This is a genomic window from Agrobacterium sp. 5Ca50, assembly GCF_055381905.1.
Map to the genome: position 1 here is coordinate 641,223 of NZ_AP026440.1, position 18,673 is coordinate 659,895.

The 18,673-nt window shown below is 55.1% G+C and carries 15 protein-coding genes and 1 pseudogene; 7 read left to right on the forward strand and 9 right to left on the reverse strand.

Annotated elements, in window-relative coordinates:
• Positions 1 to 53 precede the first annotated feature (53 nt).
• Both ACZ5FM_RS25160 and ACZ5FM_RS25165 read right to left on the reverse strand, forming a co-directional pair.
• Positions 54 to 1,445: an amidohydrolase gene (locus ACZ5FM_RS25160; protein WP_464041158.1), complete on the reverse strand. Its 1,392-nt coding sequence runs from the start codon at positions 1,443 to 1,445 to the stop codon at positions 54 to 56.
• 9 nt (positions 1,446 to 1,454) lie between these two features.
• Positions 1,455 to 2,678 carry an MFS transporter gene (locus ACZ5FM_RS25165; protein ID WP_464041159.1) on the reverse strand — a complete coding sequence of 408 codons (1,224 nt, stop codon included), beginning with the start codon at positions 2,676 to 2,678 and terminating at the stop codon, positions 1,455 to 1,457.
• A 171-nt stretch (positions 2,679 to 2,849) separates the two neighbouring features.
• Here ACZ5FM_RS25165 and ACZ5FM_RS25170 point away from each other — a divergent pair, with 171 nt between their 5' ends.
• Positions 2,850 to 4,703, forward strand: a complete 1,854-nt coding sequence (locus tag ACZ5FM_RS25170; protein WP_464041160.1) for a GAF domain-containing protein — start codon at positions 2,850 to 2,852, stop codon at positions 4,701 to 4,703.
• On the opposite strand, the gene ACZ5FM_RS25175 is transcribed toward ACZ5FM_RS25170, so the two are convergent.
• A complete protein-coding gene (locus ACZ5FM_RS25175) occupies positions 4,691 to 5,866 on the reverse strand; it encodes an MFS transporter (protein WP_464041161.1) in 1,176 nt (391 codons plus the stop codon). The two genes, ACZ5FM_RS25170 and ACZ5FM_RS25175, sit on opposite strands and share 13 nt — an antisense overlap.
• A gap of 106 nt (positions 5,867 to 5,972) precedes the next feature.
• On the opposite strand from ACZ5FM_RS25175, the gene ACZ5FM_RS25180 reads away from it, so the two are divergent.
• Positions 5,973 to 6,470, forward strand: a complete 498-nt coding sequence (locus ACZ5FM_RS25180; protein ID WP_464041162.1) for a MarR family winged helix-turn-helix transcriptional regulator — start codon at positions 5,973 to 5,975, stop codon at positions 6,468 to 6,470.
• A gap of 98 nt (positions 6,471 to 6,568) precedes the next feature.
• On the opposite strand, the gene ACZ5FM_RS25185 is transcribed toward ACZ5FM_RS25180, so the two are convergent.
• Positions 6,569 to 7,408, reverse strand: coding sequence for a DeoR/GlpR family DNA-binding transcription regulator (locus tag ACZ5FM_RS25185; protein ID WP_312950861.1), 840 nt, complete (start codon positions 7,406 to 7,408; stop codon positions 6,569 to 6,571).
• 183 nt (positions 7,409 to 7,591) lie between these two features.
• On the opposite strand from ACZ5FM_RS25185, the gene ACZ5FM_RS25190 reads away from it, so the two are divergent.
• Genes ACZ5FM_RS25190 through ACZ5FM_RS25210 form a run of 5 tightly spaced genes read left to right on the forward strand, consistent with a single transcriptional unit; the run spans position 7,592 to position 13,535 of the window.
• Positions 7,592 to 9,001, forward strand: coding sequence for an FAD-dependent oxidoreductase (locus ACZ5FM_RS25190; RefSeq protein ID WP_464041163.1), 1,410 nt, complete (start codon positions 7,592 to 7,594; stop codon positions 8,999 to 9,001).
• The gene (locus ACZ5FM_RS25195) at positions 8,998 to 10,218 is read left to right on the forward strand and encodes an NAD(P)/FAD-dependent oxidoreductase (protein ID WP_464041164.1); all 1,221 of its coding nucleotides are present in this window, start codon (positions 8,998 to 9,000) and stop codon (positions 10,216 to 10,218) included. The genes ACZ5FM_RS25190 and ACZ5FM_RS25195 overlap by 4 nt, the downstream gene beginning before the upstream one ends.
• Positions 10,219 to 11,613 (forward strand): FGGY family carbohydrate kinase, encoded by a 1,395-nt coding sequence (locus ACZ5FM_RS25200; protein ID WP_312950853.1) that lies wholly within the window; start codon positions 10,219 to 10,221, stop codon positions 11,611 to 11,613. It begins immediately after the preceding gene.
• A 35-nt stretch (positions 11,614 to 11,648) separates the two neighbouring features.
• The gene (locus ACZ5FM_RS25205) at positions 11,649 to 12,008 is read left to right on the forward strand and encodes a DUF1937 family protein (protein ID WP_312950850.1); all 360 of its coding nucleotides are present in this window, start codon (positions 11,649 to 11,651) and stop codon (positions 12,006 to 12,008) included.
• A 27-nt stretch (positions 12,009 to 12,035) separates the two neighbouring features.
• Positions 12,036 to 13,535: an APC family permease gene (locus tag ACZ5FM_RS25210; protein ID WP_464041165.1), complete on the forward strand. Its 1,500-nt coding sequence runs from the start codon at positions 12,036 to 12,038 to the stop codon at positions 13,533 to 13,535.
• A 166-nt stretch (positions 13,536 to 13,701) separates the two neighbouring features.
• Here the strand turns inward: ACZ5FM_RS25210 and ACZ5FM_RS25215 are convergent, their stop codons facing one another.
• The 5 genes and pseudogenes from ACZ5FM_RS25215 to ACZ5FM_RS25235 all read right to left on the reverse strand — a co-directional run bounded on the left by ACZ5FM_RS25215 (position 13,702) and on the right by ACZ5FM_RS25235 (position 18,340).
• Positions 13,702 to 14,553, reverse strand: a complete 852-nt coding sequence (locus ACZ5FM_RS25215) for a transporter substrate-binding domain-containing protein (RefSeq protein ID WP_192490286.1) — start codon at positions 14,551 to 14,553, stop codon at positions 13,702 to 13,704.
• 66 nt (positions 14,554 to 14,619) lie between these two features.
• Complete coding sequence (locus tag ACZ5FM_RS25220) at positions 14,620 to 15,414, reverse strand: ABC transporter ATP-binding protein (RefSeq protein ID WP_464041166.1); 795 nt, start codon at positions 15,412 to 15,414, stop codon at positions 14,620 to 14,622.
• A complete protein-coding gene (locus tag ACZ5FM_RS25225; RefSeq protein WP_464041167.1) occupies positions 15,411 to 16,130 on the reverse strand; it encodes an ABC transporter permease in 720 nt (239 codons plus the stop codon). The genes ACZ5FM_RS25220 and ACZ5FM_RS25225 overlap by 4 nt, the downstream gene beginning before the upstream one ends.
• A complete protein-coding gene (locus ACZ5FM_RS25230) occupies positions 16,127 to 16,843 on the reverse strand; it encodes an ABC transporter permease (protein ID WP_192490289.1) in 717 nt (238 codons plus the stop codon). Before ACZ5FM_RS25230 ends, ACZ5FM_RS25225 begins: the two co-directional genes overlap by 4 nt.
• A gap of 72 nt (positions 16,844 to 16,915) precedes the next feature.
• Positions 16,916 to 18,340 (reverse strand): annotated as a pseudogene (locus ACZ5FM_RS25235) (M20 family metallopeptidase).
• Between the last annotated feature and the right edge of the window lie 333 nt (positions 18,341 to 18,673).

Consider the following 18,673-nt stretch of genomic DNA (forward strand, 5'->3'; position numbering starts at 1 on the left):
CGTGATCATCCGCTTCTCAAGTCAGGGCGGTTGGATCTGGTGCGGATTGTCTGTCAGCGGAGACGCTGCGGGGTGGCGTCTGCCGGGATCAGTGGAATGTAACTTTCGCCGCCCAACTGCTGCTGGTGTTCGCGTTTTGCGACGGTAATCAGTTCCGGGTCGGTCAGTGCACGCACGGCGGAAGCTGCCAGCACCTTGCCAGCCTGCAACATGCCCTTATGGGCATAACCCGAGGTTCCCTGCGACACCATCTGCCATGTGTGTGGAGGTGTGCCATAGGCTTCGGTCGCCACATAGACCTGGCCTGTTGGAACAAGCCAGCTGACGTCGCCGACATCAGTCGAACCATGCAGGAATGTTGGCACCTCCTCGAATGCGTTCAGGTCCTCTGACAGGATCTTGCCGCGTTTGGCAATTCGGGCCTGAACTTCACTCGAAAACGTTTTCTGGATGCTACCGGCAAAATCCTTTTCGCTGTTTGAAAAACCGGCAACACCGAACTTTTCGAACTCCTGATGCATCATCCGTGCCAGCGTGACATTCGGCACAAGATCAGCCGATGCCGCATCAAAGGTAATTTCCAGTTGGGTGCCGGTCATCAGCGCTGCACCGCGTGCCACGTCCTTCACCCGTTCGGTAATTTCACGGACCTGATCCATGCGCGGCGCGCGCACCTTGTAAAGCACCTGTGCCTGCGACTGCACCACATTCGGTGCGCGCCCACCGGTATCGGTGATCGCGTAGTGAATGCGGCCATCCTGAAGGATGTGTTCGCGCAGATAGTTACAGCCGACATTGGTCAGTTCGACTGCGTCCAGCGCCGAGCGTCCCAGATGGGGTTCAAAACCTGCGTGAGCGCTTGTTCCACGGAAGGTAAAATACAGCTGATTGGTCGCCAGCATGCGGGCATTATAGGCGAGATTTTCATCCCACGGATGCCAGGTAAATGCGACGTCGACGTCCGAAAACAGCCCTTCGCGCGCCATGTAGGCCTTGCCGCCGCCGCCTTCTTCTGCGGGGCAGCCATAATAACGGATCGTGCCTTTCAGCCCTAGTTCGTCCTTGCAGGCCTTGAGCGCCAGAATGGCGGCAAGCGCGCCGGTGCCGAGAAGGTTGTGGCCGCAACCATGACCGTTACCGCCTGCCACGATTGGATCGTGGCTGGTGACACCGCTCTTTTGGCTGAGGCCGGTCAAGGCATCGAATTCACCGAGGATTGCGACGACCGGTTGGCCTTCGCCGTAGCTGGCGACGAAGGCGGTTTCGATGTTGCCGGCATTACGCGCGACATCAAAGCCAGCCTTTTCCAGCTCGTCGGCGAGAAGGGCTGCGGAGCGCGTTTCTTCATAACGGATTTCAGCAAAAGACCAGATCGCATCGGATACGGATTTGAGATTGTCGGACTGGGACGTGACAGTCCGTTCGATAATGTCGAGGTAAGTCATTTTATTCCTTCAGGCGGTCTGTTCGACAGGCTTTTTGCCGTGAACGGCGGGAAAGGTGGTGGCGATAATGCAGACCACAACCGCGCAGGCGACAATCACCGAGAATGCAATGCCGTAATTCTGATTGGTGGCCGAAAGGACAGCTCCGATCAGCATCGGTGATGCAAAGGAACCGAGCTGGGCGAGCGAGTTGATCAGGCCAGTCGCCGTTCCGACGGTGTTCTGCGGGAAGTGCTTCATAATGCTGACGAAGACGCTGATCGAGATCGCATTGAGGAAGACGTTGGAAACCGAGAGATAGGCAAAGGCGAGTGGAATGGATTCTTCATTGGCCATCAGGTAGATGAAGATCGCAGACACGGCAGAGCCGATGCAGATGAGATACTTTTCCTTTTGGTGGAAGTAGCGGTCGAGCAGCCAGCCGCAAGTCAGAAAGGAAATAAACCCGAGTGCTGGTGGGATCATCGAATAGGCGCCCATCTGCACCATGCTCATGCCTTTCACCTTCACCCAGTAGGACGGCAGCCAGGACTGCAGGCCCCAGAAGACGATGTTGGTGAAGAAATAGACGAGCGTGATTTTCCAGGTCAGCGAGTTTTTCAGCAACGCACCAATGCGTTTCTTTTCGGAAACCTTTTCAACCTTTGCCTTGGCAACGGACTGGTCATCTACTGGCTTCATGACGAAGAAAAGCGCGATTGACATGCAGATGCCAATGCCGCCCAGCACATAAAACATCATCTGCCAGCTATGGGCAGCAATCAGTGCTGTAATGACGATGGAGCCGACGGCAAAACCAACCGATGCGCCGGACTGCAGCACCGACTTGGCGCGCGCCATCTGCGACTTTTCAAAGTGTTCCGTGATGGCAACCGAGCCGCCTGCCGGAAACACCGCTTCACCTGCACCAGTAACGGCACGCGCAGCGGCGAGACCCACCGCGTTACTCACCGCGCCAGAAACTGCCGTTCCAAGCGACCAGACGGCGACAGCGGAACTGAGAACACGCCGCGCTCCGAAACGGTCCACCAGATAACCGCCGATCAGCTGGGTCATCGAATATGCAAGAAAAAACGCGCTGATGATCATGCCCTGATGATCTGAGCTAAGGCCGAACTCCTCACTGATCGGGATGATGGCGATGTTGATTGCGGTCTTGTCGATAAAACCGACGACCCAACACAGGAACAACATTCCTATGATCACATGGCGGCGTTGTATATTCGAAAACATGTCTAGAATTCCCCTTGCTTTGGCTTTTGTTCTTTGTGGCACCCCCTCAAAATAAAGCTATGTTGAAACACACATGAGAATGATTATTGTTATGTGTGTTCAGCCATAAAGGTGTCTATGAAAATCGATTTGCACTCTCATTCTCGGCTGCGCGAATTGGCGAGATCCGGGATGATCCGTTTTCAGGATTTCGATGTCGACATTGAAAACGCACCGCTGTCTTTGAACCACTCAATCACGCGTGCGGGTGGCAGTTTGTTGCTGGTCGTTGACCACTCGTATTTTACTGCAAAGCAAACGCGGTTTGAAATTTTCGGCAGCAAGAGTGAGATGATTGTCGCCGAAATCCTGCAAATCGTCAGGGATGAAATCATTTCCGTTCAAAGCAAGACGGTCAGCATGCTGGCATCGGTTAACGCTGCTGTCATCAACTCGCTGGACGACAATGAAATTGTCGATAACGTCTTGCGCGAAGTGATGCACGTCTTGCCTCATTCGGATGCCGGGGTATTTCGCTTGTTCGATGAAGACAGCGGTTATCTCATCCCCGTCTCGTATGACGGCCTGCCGGATGACTACAAAGACTATCGCCTGCAACCAAACGAATCCGTTTCCGGGGACGTGTTCACCACCGGCCGGCCATCGATCCATAACGGTCGTCAAAACATTATTGATGCCCACCGGGTCATGCGCCCTGAAAATCAATCCTTCATGGAACGCTCACAAATCTCCAATGCGCTACTGTGTGTGCCCGTCATGGCCGAAGGTAAGCGCCTTGGTACACTGACGACGCTGTGTTTTTCACGCGACGGTGCTTTTTCGGTATTTGACCGGCAGGTTCTTGAATCCCTGGCGGCACAGGTCGCGATCGCTTACCAGAGGTCGCTTGTCTACCAGAACGCGCTTGCGACATCTGACCGGCTGGAAGCGATGCGTAGCGATCTTGCCCGCAAGAATGCAGAGCTTGATCGTGCGGTTCAATTACACGACACATTGCTGCGTATATTCTCGACCAGCGGCGGACTGGCTGAACAACTTGCCATGGTCGCCAAGCTGTTCAATGTCGAGTTTCGGTTCGAAAACGTTCTTGGTATGGACTATCACTCCGGGCAGTGGAGCAGCAAGCGCGAAACACTGCAGCAAGTCGTGGAGGTGGCTGAAGCGCCGGTTGGATACTTCCATTTCGATGTGTCTGGTGACACGAGTTTTCACCGCGCTTTGTTTGGTACGCTGGCCGCCTTTGTCGCGCTGGATTTCGTACGGGACATGTCCCGCGTCAATGTGCTCAACGCCAGCAAAAAAGCCTATTTCGAGGATCTGGCTGAGGGCATAGAGGGCGACGTTCTCGGACCGCAATTTGGCTTCAGGCCGGATCGTTTCAGCCAAATCCTTGTTGCGACGCCTCCCGGTGAGCGGGCGCTCGTTGGAGCGCACCTAGCCTTGCACAAACATGAGGTCGAACTCCAGAATGCAACCAAGTTGACCAATGCTCTTGTGTTTCATGAGCGCGAGCAGATCGTCATGCTTTTTTCAGCCTCGACCATGGCGGCGCTTGAGAGAAACCTTGCGGTATTGATGGATGTGGCCAGTGTGGCGGCGGTATGCATTGGGGCGAGCGATATTTACGAACAGCCGGGTTTTCACAGGTCTGCACAGGCCCAAGCCATAAAGGCGGCCGAGTGCCTTTTGCGACGGGGCCGTCCAGGTATTCTAACCAATAGGGATATGGGCATCGAACTGCTATTGGGTGGGCGCGACCGGCAAGAAGTATTGCGCTTTACCCGCCAGGTCCTGGACCCACTTCTCAGTGATCAAAAACATCGCGTCCTTTACCAAACCCTGTTTCGCTACGTGCAGGAGGGAAAGTCGGCGGGCCGCACAGCTGATGCGTTACAAATCCACACCAATACGCTTTATCAGCGACTGACCCGTATCGAGACCCTGACGGGGCGCAACATTGCCGATGCTGCGGATTTTACCTTGCTGAGCGTCGCCTGCCAGCTTCATGTTGCCTATGCTGATTGAGCGGATTGTATCTCTGACGAGCGAATTCTGTCAGTGGGACGCAAACGAACGGCGATAGTGGCAAGCACCACACAAAGCCCAGACATCAGCCACCATGCGGGTGTCAGGTCAGAGAGGTTTTGTCGTATTATGCCGGCGACAAAGGGGAGTGTCGCAGCCAGTACATATCCTCCCCCTTGAACAAAGCCTAGGATTACACCAGCTTCATTACCCTCACCGTGGTCGAGCGAGACGATCAGCGACAAAGGAAACAGTGCGCCGATCCCCAGTCCTGCCAAAATCGCAGCCGGCCAAGCCAATGCAAAAGGGGCAAGGCAAAGCATCAGCATTCCGACAAGCAGAGATGCCAATGCGGTCAGCAATGCCGGTCTGCGATCATGGCTGCGATCAACACATAAGGAGACGGCAATTCCCGCGACGACTTCAGCGGCTGTGAGGGCGCCGAGAATGTTTCCTGCGGCCTGAGGCGACCAGCCCAGCTGGGTAAAAAATGGCGGTAGCCAAGCCAGAACTAGGGTGTAGGCGCCGGTTCCCAATCCAAAAAAAGCAAGCAGTGCCCAGGCCCGCGGCGACCTGTTCAAAGCTGATGATGTCGGTATGACCTGCGGACTGTCGCGCGTTATCAGCCAGCTGGCAATCGCCAAAAGCGCAGGGAGTGCCCATGCGCCAAGTGCTGACGGCCAACCCCACATATTTGCAAGCCACGGCGATATCATGCTGGCGAGCAGCGCACCGCCCATAATAGCGGTTGAGTACAGCCCCATGAGTTGCGCGGTCTGAGAACCAGCGCGTCTCCTGACAACAGTCGGCATCAGTGCTTGCACGATTGCAATGCCAACGCCGCCTAACGTTGCCGTGAGCAGCAATTTTATCGACGTCGGCCCGCTGATCCGAGCGAGAGCGCCTAAGAAAATGAGTGCCAGCCCAAGAAGGATTCCTCTGTCTTCGCCGATAGTCCGTCGAAGCCATGATGTTGCAAGAAGGCAAACGCCCATCATGACGACAGGCAGTGTTGTCAGAAGGCTTGCGGCGCTGTCGTTCAGGCCGGTATCTCGTTGTATGCCATCGAGTAACGGGCCGATGGATGCAAGGATGGGGCGGAGGTTAAGACCAACGAGTATGACACTTGTAAAAAACAGGAGAGAAGAAGGGGACTTGTTCATTTTTCTGCCAGAGCTATTGCCGGGAAGGCTCGAGGATTATATCTCTATGTAGAGCTATATGTTTCGGTGTAGAGGTAATATATCTTGACGTCAAGATAGGTGAGATATGGATAGAGCGATGTTTGCGGCCACACAGTGGGCCAATGAAATACCGACGATAAAGACTGGTCCCATGGTCCTGCTTGGTCGGTTGAACGAGGCTGCGTTGGTCATTGGTCGCGACCGGCTTGGTCCGGTCTTCACAAGCTTTGGACTGCAACCCGGCGAATTCGATGTGTTGGCGACGCTCAGACGCAGTGGTGTTCCCTACGCGCTGACGCCGACTGAACTTTACGAAGTGGCGATGATCTCCTCCGGCAGCATGACGAACCGAATTGATCGGTTGGAGAAAGCCGGGCTGATCGAGCGTCGTCCCAACCCGTCCGACAAGCGCGGTACGCTCGTTGCGCTTACCGCAGACGGGTTGGGATTGATTGAGAAAGCTGTCGTTGCCCATGTTGCAAACCAGCACCTGATCGTGGACGGTTTGAGCAAGCATGAGCAGGAAACCCTGTCTTCGTTGTTGGAAAAGCTGCTGTCTTCGCAAGGCGCCAAGGAACGATAACCCCGTTCAAGTGGCGCTATCGCCCCGGGTTATTCTAACGACACGGTGCCGTCAGCATTCGTGTTGCTATCATGTGCCGAAAACGACACGTGAAGACCTCAGCGGCAGATAATAATATCGGTTTCATTTGCGGCTTCCGCCGCCAGAGAAATGTCGGACGGTGGAGCGCCATTTGTGACAAGGCGGTCCACACGATCCCAGCCGGTCACTTCGAAGATACCACGCTTGTTGAATTTGGACGCGTCGGCAAGAACCGTCACTGTTTCGACCCGATCTATCATTGCACGGGCAATCTGTGTTTCGGCTTCGTCAAAATCCAGAAGACCTGTGCTGTCGATTGCGCCGACCGTAATAAAGGCATGCTGCGCTCTGAACCGTGCAATCTGCTCCACAGCAAGTGAACCGACTGTCTCTGACGCATCTGGGCTGTAGGCCCCGCCAATGAGAAATACCTTGTTCTCTCCACCACCGGCAATGATTGACGCTATTCGAGTGCTGTTGGTGATAACAGTCAGACCTGAAAAGCCGGCGATCGCTTCCGCAAACAATACGGTCGTCGTTCCCGTGTCGATAAAAAGGCTGTCTCCCGGGGATAGCAGGCTGGCGGCTGTTTTTGCGATGAGACGTTTTGCCGACAGGTTTTCTGCCATGCGCGTAGCGAATGGTCCCTCCGCTCCGATATCGGTTGCCACGACGGAGCGCAGTTTTGCACCGCCGTGAAATTTTTGGAGTCGTCCCAATTCATCAAGGCTCACAAGGTCGCGGCGAATGGTTTCTCGTGACACCTGCAATTCATCGGCAAGTTCATCAACGCTGACTTCGCCCTGGCGGGTAACAAGCCGAATTATTTCCTGATGGCGCTCATGTGGACGCACGTTTAATCCCTTCGCTGCCGCATAGATATTGTGCAGAAAGATGCCCGAATGGGCAATATTCAAGACAATCACTTACTAGATAGTTCCGAATGGGCAAAGAAGAAACCTTAAACTATGAAAAAATTCCTCTTTGAATCAATGGATAGGTCGCGGGACATCAGATTTCCGCAGGTCGGCTCTTTACAACTGGGAAAGTTAATTGTTACCGTTCGGGCATAGTATGACCGAACGGTAGGATACAGTATTGTGAACGCACAATCTGAGTGGGATGGAAACGGAATATTCGACATTGCCATCATTGGCGCGGGCGTCGTCGGTTGTGCGGCTGCTCGGCGTTTTGCTTTGGCTGGCGCAAAGGTCATTCTGATCGAGAAGGGCTCAGATATATTGTCGGGTGCCTCCAAGGCGAACAGTGCCATTCTTCACACCGGGTTCGATGCACCAAAGAACAGTCTGGAACTTTCACTCGTCCAAGCTGGCCGACAAGAGTACCTCGACATACATCAGAGCATGAACCTGCCACTGGTTGAGACCGGCGCACTTGTCTGTGCATGGACACCGGAAGAGGCATTAAAGCTGGAAGAAATCGCCGAGCAAGGCCGCCAGAACGGCGTTGATCGGTTGCGTCTGCTCAATTCGGTTGAAGCACGCGCAGTCGAGCCCGGTCTGTCTGAAAACATCGTTGCCGCGCTTCACGTGTTCGATGAGCACGTCATCGACCCCTGGTCTGCACCATTGGCCTATGTACAACAGGCGATTGCGCTCGGCGCTGTCGTCTTGCGTCAATGCGAAGTACGGTCCGGCCAGTTTGATGGCGAATGGAAACTCGAGACAAATCGCGGCGAGGTGCGAGCAAAATCGGTCCTCAACGCGGCTGGCCTTTTCGGTGACCACGTCGATGCGCGGCTTGGTTTCAGCCCAGAGTTTCAGATCAAGCCACGTAAGGGGCAGTTTGTGGTTCTCGACAAGGCGGCATCACGACAGCTCAAGACAATCGTGCTTCCAGTACCCAACGAGATAACCAAAGGTATTGTTGTCTGTCCGACCGCATTCGGAAACATCCTCGTAGGCCCAACCGCTGAAGAGCAAGATGACCGCATTCGTGCGACTGTTGAACATGACACGCTCGATGCTTTGGTGAAGCATGGAACCAAGCTGGTTCCCGGCTTGGCACACATACCTGTCACGGCTGTCTACGCCGGACTTCGTCCGGCATCGGAAAAGAAGGAATACCGGGTCATCAATCGTCCTGAGTATAATGCGATTACGCTTGGCGGTATTCGTTCAACGGGTTTGAGTGCCGCTCTCGGTCTTGCCCGGCACGCGCTTGAGCTCCATGGCGGTGCCTCCCGTGGCGAATTCCAACAGAAAAACGCCCCGGATGTGCATATGCCCAATCTGGCGGAATCGCGCCAACGTGACTGGCAGGCTCCAGAGCATGGCGAGATCGTTTGCCATTGTGAGATGGTCACACGTCGTGAAATTGAGGCAACCCTCACGTCGCCTTTGCCGCCAGGCGATTTCGGTGGTCTGCGCAGACGTACCCGGGCGGGGATGGGGCGCTGTCAGGGCTTTTATTGTAACGCCAAACTGGCTGAAATGAGCAAAGGCTGTCTGGCGACCCCACTGGCTGTGGATCAGGAGGGCGGCAAATGAGCCAGTCTGACGTTATCATCATTGGTGGTGGTCCCTCCGGTGTGGCGGCAGCAATTTCCATGCGAAAGGCTGGCATCAAAAGCGTCACGCTGCTCGAACGTGAACAGCATCTTGGAGGTGCGACCAGGCACTGTAGTCATTCGCCGTTTGGAATGCTCGAGTTCGGACGGGTGTATCTTGGGGCGTCCTATGGAAAAAGGCTGGAAAAAGAAGCACACAAGTTCGGTATCGACGTTCGCTATGGACATTCGGTTGCCCGTCTGGGTGACGGTGGTGAGCTTCTCGTCTCGAATTTTGATGGGCTGCAGACCCTATCCGCCAAGCGCGTGCTGGTCACGACGGGTGTGCGTGAAACAACCCGCGCAGCACGCCTTGTGACGGGTGACCGGCCCGTGGGCGTCCTGACAACGGGCACGCTTCAATCCTATGTCGCGTTCCACAACATGATGCCGTTCAAACGACCGGTTATCGTTGGCTCTGAGCTGGTGACACTCTCTGCTGTCTGGACGTGTCTGAGCCATGGCGCTCGCCCAGTCGCGGTGCTGGAGCCAAGGAAACAGGCGCTTGTCCGGGCACCCTTGAATTGGTTTCCCTCATTGATGGGAATACCGTTCCATCGCGACGCCGAGATTGTCGATATTCTGGGCCGCGGACGCGTTGAAGCAGTGGTTGTGCGAAGAGGCGAAAAGACCGAGACGCTAGACTGTGATGGTATCCTGTTCTCGGGCGGGTTCACGCCGGAAGCCTCTCTGTTGATGACGTCAGGGCTAACCATGGACTGGGGGAGCACAGGGCCGGCTGTCGACCAGTATGGTCGCTGCGAAAACCCGCATTATTTTGCTGCAGGCAATGTCCTGCGTGCCGTCGAAACGGGTGGCTGGGCCTTCAGGGAGGGTCGGGCCGTCGGACATGCGTTGGCGGTCGATATGCTGCAGCCAGCTTCTGGTGAGACGCCAATCAAAGTGACGTTTGACGAACCGATCAAATTGGTGGTGCCGAACCTGATCCGGAGCGGTGCCGAACTGCCTGGTGGTCTCAACGATTTTCAGTTGCGGTTTAAAGACCGAGTAAACGGCACGCTTTCATTGTTAATCGATGGACGTTCTGTTTGGCAAAAAAAAGCACTTTGGCGGCCGGAAAGCCGGATAATCGTGCCACGTCCAACTGCCGTTCGTCATGCACAGACTATTCATTTCAGTTTCAGTCGGGAGGATTGAATGCGTATTGCATCCATTGATCAGGGCACGACGTCCACACGCTGCCTTGTCGTAGAGGATGGCGGAGAATGGAAGATCGTTGCCAGTCGCAAACACGGGCAGGATCATCCTTTCTCGGGTTGGGTCGAACACGATCCACATGAGCTCCTGAAAAATATCCTGGCGGTGTTGGACGCGGCTGGACCCGTTGATGCGGTCGCTATCGCCAATCAGGGCGAAAGTTGCATCGCCTGGGACGCAGAAACCAAGGAAGCGTTGTCTCCCGTTATCGTCTGGCAGGATTCCCGAACGGCAAAGTACCTCGCTGATCTTGGTCCTGATGCCGAAGAGGTGTCAAAGCGCATCTGTGGCCTACCGCTCGATCCGTACTTCTCGGCAAGTAAACTCGCCTGGCTCATTCGGCACATCCCCAATATCGCCGAGGCCAAAGAAGCAGGTCGCCTGCGCCTTGGAACAACCGACGCTTTTTTTCTCGACTCGCTTGCCAATGTGTTTGCCACTGATCTCGCGACGGCCTCCCGCACGGGACTGCTTGACCTCGAAACTGGCCAGTGGAGCGACGAACTTTGCGCTCTTCACGGCGTTCCGAAAGAGTGCCTGCCGCGGATCGCTAATGTGGACGATGATTTTGGCACGATCAACGGCATCCCGGTCAAGGCATCCATCGTGGACCAACAAGCCGCGTTGTTTGGACACGGATGCAGAAACCCGGGTGACTGCAAAATCACATTCGGCACTGGTGCCTTTCTTTTGGCGGTAAGCGGGTCGGAACGTCCACCCCAGTCTGAATTGTTGCCGACGGTGGCTTGGGCGCTTCAGGAGGGTGGTACGACCTATGCGATCGAGGGCGGCGTTTACGACGCCGGTTCCGCGTTGGAATGGGCGCGCAATATCGGTCTTTACTCCGCACTGGAAGAACTTGGTGTTTTCGAGGGCCCGTCTGCCCTTAGCCGTGGCATTATTTTCGTGCCTGCCTTGTCTGGTCTTGCGGCTCCCTATTGGGATCGGACTGCAGCCCCCTTGTTCATCGGAATGGACCACGCCACGGATCGTCGTGATCTTGTTCGCGCGGTGCTCGAAGGCATTGCGATGTTGACTGTTGGATTGATCGAGGCGGCATCGGAAGTGACCGATCTTGGTTCCAGTATCTCGATCGATGGCGGCCTGTCACAAAGTCCGTATTTCGGTCAGTTTCTCGCGTCGGCTAGCAAGCGTTCCATCACGGTGCCATCGATGCATGAAGTGACAGCGTTGGGACTTGCCGAATTCTGTGGCCTCGATGTCAGTGCGACACGGGCAAAGCACACGCGTTTTGAACCTGATGGATCCGTCACTGATGAACATCACGCTTTGTTTGCTCAGGCCGTTGAAAGGGCACGAGGCTGGCGAAGCTGACTTCTAACGTAATGATCTAAAACTCGGAGAATAGAATGAGAAAGATATTTCTCGCTGGCCCATACGGCCATGCGGATCGCGAAGTCGTGGAAAAAAGGTTCCACGAAGCCAATGCTGTCGCAGCCAGGATTGCGCGCAGCGGATCGACTGTCTTCAGCCAGATTTCAATGTCTCATCCCATCAACAGCCATCTCCCGGATCTCGATAAAGCGGGGATCGGCAAGCTGTGGGCTCCGATCGATCAGGTCTTCATGGATGCGATGGAAGAGATCGTCGTGATCGATGGTCCGGGCTGGCAAGAGAGCGCCGGGGTCAAGCGGGAAATGGAGTTTTTTAAATCCAAGGGGCAACGCGTCAGCCTTTGGAGCGAGGTCGAACACGAATTCGCGAACTGACGTTTGAGGAAAAAAAGGGGAATAAAAATGACAATCGCAACCAAACCCGGATCGGTGCCGGTGCAGACTGATCATGATCACCTGAAACGGGACGTAACACCCTTTCAGTCATTCGCTGTCGCCTTCGGTTTCGTATCCATCGCAACAGGTATTTTTACGGCCTACGGCGCCATGCTTTCGACATCCGGTCCCATGGGTATCTGGACCTGGCCTGTTGTTGTCATCGGACAGCTGATGGTCGCCCTGATCATCGGTTCGCTTGCTGCGCGCATACCGGTTACGGGGTACATTTATCAGTGGGCGTCCCGTCTCACCAATCCCGTATTCGGTTGGATCATGGGCTGGATTGGCTTTACTTTTCTTGCCGTCGTGCTGGTTGCGGTTGACTACACAATCGCGTCGACGGTTCTACCCGTCCTGTTGAGCTATGAGGGAACAGCCGAAAACGCCTGGTGGATAACCAGCCTCGTTATCATCGCCCAAGCAGTGATGATCGCATTCTCCACCAAGTTCACGCAAAAATTCAATGCCGTTGCCGTGACCATCCAGCTGATTGGCATGATTGGTCTGGTCGTACTGCTGTTTGGCGTCGGAGCCTATAACAACGAACTTGATATCTCGAACCTGTTCAGCACAGGCGCAATTGAACAGGAGGGATATTATTCCTTCGGAACACTGACCAGCGTCGGTCCCTGGATCATGGGTACCTTGCTCGGTGCATTCACCATTGTTGGTTTCGAATCTGCTGCGAACCTTGCCGAAGAAACCCGTGATCCCGCACGCGTGGTTCCAAAGGCAATGTGGCAGGCGGTTCTCAGCCTTGGCGTGATCGGCATGCTTTTCCTTCTCGCAGTTACGGCTTTGCTCGGCGACCCGACAGCCTTGAGTGGTTCTGCTACTCCAATCGCAGATGTGATCAATCGCGTGCTCGGGCCGATCCTTGGAAACCTGTTGCTGGTCCTCGTTGTGATCTCGATTTTCTCGTGCGGTCTTGTCATCCTGCTCAGCGGCACACGTCTTGTTTGGGCGATGTCGCGCGATGAGCGCTTTCCTGGCTGGCAGCTCTGGCACCGCATCAGCCCAACGCTGAAAACCCCTGTTAATGCCACGGTTTTCATGGCGGTGGTCGGCCAAGTCATTCTCGCACTGTTCGCCAAGCAAACGGACGCGCTGTTTGCACTATTCTCTGCGGCGACGCTTCTGCCGGCAATCATCTATGCTGTGACGGTTTTGATCTACGCATTCCAGCGCAAGAATCTTCCTCCAAGCCAGGGTTTTCGTCTTGGTGCGTGGGAAACCCCGGTTCTTGTCGTTGCAATCGTCTGGCTGGCCTTTGAACTGGCTATCTTCCGTGACGCATCGTTTGCCAAGCCGTGGTCTTACGTCGCGATCATGTTCGCGATCGGTGTCGTTTATCTTGTTTACCTGCTTGCCACCCGTGGTGGTACCAAAGCCCTCAAGATGCCTGACATGATCTCGGTTGACGCAATCCTTGATGCTGACAAGGGCGAAGAAGCACTGCGCTGAAGTCCTGATCGATTGGGAGCTGGCGGCAAACCGCCGGCTTTTCGCTCAGAAAACGATAATGTGTGAGCGACGCCTTTTAGCCTGTCATGTGCCTACAAGGGGTCTTCAATGTCTCAAAATAAAGGCCGCCCTGAGGCGGCCTTTTTTTACAAAGCGTGTTCTGAGATTACGGCGTGACGTCGAAGCCGAACCACTTTTCAGACAGGCGCTTCACAGTGCCGTCTGCTTTCGCAGCGTCGATCGCCTCATTGAACATCTTCTGCAGCTCAGGTTCGCCCTTGCGCAGACCAACGGCAACGCCACGCCCAAGAATGCCACCTTTGAAGAATGGACCGGTCATAACGATGTCTTCGTTGCCTGGCTTTTTGACGGTGTCGCTGAGATAGGCAAGCGAAGCGACAACGAGATCAACGCGACCAGACTTCAGGTCGAGGTCGTGCTGGTCGGTGGTCTTGTACTCGCGGATATCAGTGGAATCCTTGAAATATTTCTCGAGAAGCGTCAGGCCCAGCGACGCAGTCTGCACGCCGATCGTCCGTCCCTTGATTTCCGCAGCAACGTCGTCAATCGCCTTCTGGGCCGCAGCTTCGTCCTTGGCAAGATAAAGCGTTTCACCAGTGTGTGGCAGCTTGGCGAACGGGCTGTCCTTCAGCGTTGCAAAGGTCTGTGGTGTCAGGCCGTAAGATACCGAGAAATCGATGGTTTCTTCACGCTTCGCAGTCGCTGTGAGGCCTGCCATAATCGCATCGAACTTGCCAGCGTTGAGTGCTGGAATGATGCCGTCGAACGGCTGCGCAATCATGGTGCATTCCACCTTCATGCGTGCGCAAAGGTCTTTGCTCAACTCAATTTCATAACCATCCAGCGTGCCATCAGGCTTGGTGAAGTTGTAGGGCCGGAAGGCGCCTTCGGTCGCGATGGTGATCTTGGTCCATGTCTTTTCTTCAGCGTGTGCCGAAGCGGCGGTCACAACGATGGCCGAAACGAACAGGGCTTTCAAAAATCCCTTGGTCTTCATTTTACTTCCCTTACTGCAGTTAAATGCCAAACCGCGTTTGGCATGAATGAATGCCGTTTAAAATATTCAGGCCGCATTTTCGTGGCTGATGAATTTACGGAACCGCTCCGATCTGGAGTTGGTGAACACGTCTTCCGGCGCGCCGTCTTCTTCCACCACGCCCTGATGAACAAAGATGACACGGTTGGATACGTCGCGGGCAAAACCCATTTCATGGGTGACGACCAGCATGGTCCGTCCTTCTTCGGCTAGCCCACGCATGACACGCAAAACTTCGCCGACCAGTTCCGGGTCGAGTGCGGATGTCGGTTCGTCGAACAGCATGACTTTGGGTTTCATTGCCAATGCACGGGCGATCGCGGCGCGCTGCTGCTGTCCACCGGACAGGTGAGCCGGGTAAAAGTCACGCTTGTCCGCGATGCCGACCTTGGCCAACAAGGCTTCCGCCTCATCGACACATTCAGCACGGGGGCGGCCCTGAACATAGATCGGCGCTTCGATAATGTTCTCGAGAATAGTCTTGTGTGACCAAAGATTAAAGCTCTGGAAAACCATGCCCAACTCAGAGCGGATGCGCGAAACCTGCTGTTTGTCGGCAGGAAAAGCCTCACCCTTCGAGTTTTTGGCCATGCGAATGGTTTCGCCGGAAACAGTCACCGTGCCGGAGGTCGGGATTTCCAGCAGATTGATACAGCGCAACAACGTAGACTTTCCCGAGCCCGACGAGCCAAGAATTGAAATGACTTCGCCTTCTCGCGCTTCAAGCGAAATGCCTTTAAGCACTTCATTTGGGCCGAAGCTTTTTCGCAGGTTCTCAACGTTCAGCGCCACCGGGGCATTGGTAGAGATAACTTTACTCAAAGTGATTTTCCTTCGGTGAGGATGCTGACCGTTGGCTGACGCAGGTAGGGCGTAAGCCTGTATTCCGCGATCAGAAGCAGGCGGGTCAGAACGAAATTGATGGCCAGATAGAGTGCACCGGCGATGACGAATACCTCAATGACGCGGTAGCTTTCCGAGATGAGTTTCGCTGCAATACCGGTGACTTCCATCAATGTAATGATCGAGGCGAGCGATGTCGCCTTGACCATGGAAATCATCTCATTGCCGTAACCGGGCAGGGCCTGCCGGATGGCGAGTGGCATCACGACGCGTCGGAAGCAGGTGAAACGCGACATGCCGCAGGCCCTCGCTGCTTCAACCTGGCCGTGAGGCACGGACAAAAGACCGCCACGGATGATTTCACCGGCATAAGCGGCATTGTTCAAGGTCAGTGCTATGATCGCACACCAGTAGGGCTCACGCACAATGGGCCACAGGAAGGAATAACGGATCGCCGGAAACTGGCTAAGCCCATAATAGATGATGAATATCTGCACCAGAAGTGGTGTGCCGCGGAACACGAAGATGTAGAGGCGTGCAATCCAGTCAAGCACAGTCACGCCGGACAGGCGCATCAGCGCCAGTAACAGGGCAAGCACTGCGCCGCAGATAATGGCGCTGGCTGCCAGTTGCAGAGTGAGGGGCACGCCACCCATCATTGCCAGGAAGGCTTCGGTGTAAAATTCCAGATTCATTTTGCCCTCCTGACACCACGTGAGAAGTGTCGCTCGGCGGCCTGCAGCATCGTGCCTGAAACCGAGGAGATCAGCAGATAGAGCGCGCCTGCGATCAGGAAGAAGTTGAACGGCAGCCCGGTAGACCCGGCACCGATCTGCGCCTGACGCAGAATATCAACAACACCAACGACGGAAATGAGCGCGGATTCTTTCAGGGCAACCTGCCAGACATTGCCAAGACCGGGCAAAGCGTGGCGAAGCGCCAGCGGCGCGATGATGCGGCGAAACTTAAGTGCCTGTCCCATGCCGCAGGCGGAGGCTGCTTCCAGTTCCCCTTTCGACACGGCACGGAATGCACCGCGAAACACTTCGGTATGATGGGCGCCACAGGAAATGCCAATGGCCAGCACCCCGGCAAGAAAAGCCGGAAAACCAAGAAAACCTTGCGCCCCGAAAAACTTGCCGATGGCGGTCACGGCCGCGCTGCCGCCGAAATAAAACAGGTAGATAACCAGCAGGTCGGGAATGCCACGAATGATCGTCGTGTAACCATCAGCGATTGTCCGCAATGTACGCCCGCCGGAAATCTTTGCCCAGGCGGCAAAGACGCCAATGGCTGCACCAAGCGCAAAGCCCATCGCCGCCAGCGATACCGTCACAAGGACTGCCATGGTTAAAACATAACCCCAGCCGTCAGGACCGAAGCTGAGAATGTCGAAAAAGGCCTTCATGGTTTATCAGGCCATAATTTGAGGGAGCAATTGAACGTCATTTCACTTTCCGTCAACTCCAGGAGCTGTCTTTCATTTCGTTTCGACGGGCAGAGCCGGCTGCACGCTGTCAGGGATCGGATTTACGAACGTAACGCCGTCCAGCTTACGCGCGTGGTCTCGCTTGGCTTCTGCAATCCGGTCGGGATTTCGAAACAGTTCGACCGCCGTGCTGCCCATGACTTTGGCAGCATGAGCCATTCCTTTATGAGCAGCAGGCAATTTTCCCTGCGCCACCATCTGCCACGAATGAAGCGGCGTGCCAATAGCGCAGGTCGCACCACGCATCTGCACGGTGGGGACAACCCAGCTTACCGTGCCAACGTCGGTCGACCCGACAAGGGAATTATCGCCGTGGTAGGGCTGGTAAATAGCATCGCATAGCGCGAGATCCGCCTTCGGCTCGACACCAAAACGGGGGAAGGCGTCAGAGATGTCCTCCTTGCTCAGCGTTGCTTGAAAGCGCCGCGCTGTTTCCTGATCTTTTTCATCGAAGACAGGCGGCCCGAGCCGCTCAAGCTCGCGCTGCAGTAGGAGTTCGAGCGGGACATTTCCGATCAGATTGGCGTCACCACTGACGATTTCGCTTCGTACTGTGGTTTCGGTCATCAGGGCTGCACCGTCCGCAATCTTTTTGACACGTTCGAGCAGGGCTTGCATTTCCGGAAGGCTGCGGGCGCGTATCAGGTAACGAACAACGGCCTTTGCCTGCACGACATTGGGGGCAAACCCGCCAGTATCTATCACGGCGTAATGAATACGTGCAGATGAGGGCGTATGCTCGCGCATGTAATTTGCGCCGACATTCATCAGTTCGACTGCATCCAGTGCGCTTCGGCCCAGGTGAGGAGCGGAAGCGGCATGGGCGGCACGGCCGGTGAAATGGAACGTGATCTCATTGCAGGCGAGTGAAACGGGATCATTGACGCCGGCAAACGGTGCCGGGTGTCAGCAAAAAGCAATGTCCACATCGTCGAACAGGCCTTCACGGACCATGAAACCTTTACCTGAACCACCTTCTTCGGCCGGGCATCCATAATAACGCACCCGTCCCTCGATGCCGTGGGCAGCCAGGTAATCCTTGACCGCAGCGGCCGCCAGAAGCGAGTCCGTACCAAGAAGGTTATGGCCGCAGCCATGACCGTGTCCACCGGCTTCTTTCGGCAATTCTTCCGCGACACCTGCCATCTGGCTCAAGCCGGGAAGGGCGTCATATTCGCCAAGAATTGCAATGACCGGACCTTCGTGACCCGCTTCGCCTAGCACCGCCGTTGGCAGGCCAGCAACGCCACGCGAAACACGAAAGCCCTCTGCTTCGAGCATAGCGGCATGTGCATCACTGGATGCATATTCTTCGAAATTGGTTTCCGGATGATCCCAAACAGTATCGCTCAGTTCAAAATAGGCAGCACTTTTGCCGTCCACGATATCCCAGATGTCATGATGGTTTTTAACCATGGATCAGTCACTCTTTTTGACAATTCGTTGTTTCACACATTTCCCGCCGCCGGTTTGCCGGGGCGGAATTGAATTGTCGACCCCTGTGGCATGTCGTCTCCAACGATTCTGTTACGACATGAGTCGATTTGCCAACTATTTGGTGTAAGGCAGAAAGACGATCTTGACTCGTGAGAGGCGAATTGGCGTCTGCTGAGCAGGATCGCACTCAATTTATCAGAGTGATGGCTTCAGGCGCGGTTCAATTCCCCATGTAAGTTTCTGCGCTTTACCCTGTAAGAGCGTCGCTGGCGTTATCAAAATCGATTACAAGATAGAAAGGTATGTTATAAC

Bases quoted from the DNA above. Each gene is read 5' to 3' on its own strand.
- ACZ5FM_RS25195 (WP_464041164.1), top strand. From the start codon at position 8,998: ATGAGCCAGTCTGACGTTATCATCATTGGTGGTGGTCCCTCCGGTGTG.
- ACZ5FM_RS25170 (WP_464041160.1), top strand. From the start codon at position 2,850: ATGATCCGTTTTCAGGATTTCGATGTCGACATTGAAAACGCACCGCTG.
- ACZ5FM_RS25215 (WP_192490286.1), bottom strand. From the start codon at position 14,553: ATGAAGACCAAGGGATTTTTGAAAGCCCTGTTCGTTTCGGCCATCGTT.
- ACZ5FM_RS25230 (WP_192490289.1), bottom strand. From the start codon at position 16,843: ATGAAGGCCTTTTTCGACATTCTCAGCTTCGGTCCTGACGGCTGGGGT.
- ACZ5FM_RS25160 (WP_464041158.1), bottom strand. From the start codon at position 1,445: ATGACTTACCTCGACATTATCGAACGGACTGTCACGTCCCAGTCCGAC.
- ACZ5FM_RS25180 (WP_464041162.1), top strand. From the start codon at position 5,973: ATGGATAGAGCGATGTTTGCGGCCACACAGTGGGCCAATGAAATACCG.
- ACZ5FM_RS25210 (WP_464041165.1), top strand. From the start codon at position 12,036: ATGACAATCGCAACCAAACCCGGATCGGTGCCGGTGCAGACTGATCAT.
- ACZ5FM_RS25200 (WP_312950853.1), top strand. From the start codon at position 10,219: ATGCGTATTGCATCCATTGATCAGGGCACGACGTCCACACGCTGCCTT.
- ACZ5FM_RS25165 (WP_464041159.1), bottom strand. From the start codon at position 2,678: ATGTTTTCGAATATACAACGCCGCCATGTGATCATAGGAATGTTGTTC.
- ACZ5FM_RS25175 (WP_464041161.1), bottom strand. From the start codon at position 5,866: ATGAACAAGTCCCCTTCTTCTCTCCTGTTTTTTACAAGTGTCATACTC.
- ACZ5FM_RS25205 (WP_312950850.1), top strand. From the start codon at position 11,649: ATGAGAAAGATATTTCTCGCTGGCCCATACGGCCATGCGGATCGCGAA.
- ACZ5FM_RS25225 (WP_464041167.1), bottom strand. From the start codon at position 16,130: ATGAATCTGGAATTTTACACCGAAGCCTTCCTGGCAATGATGGGTGGC.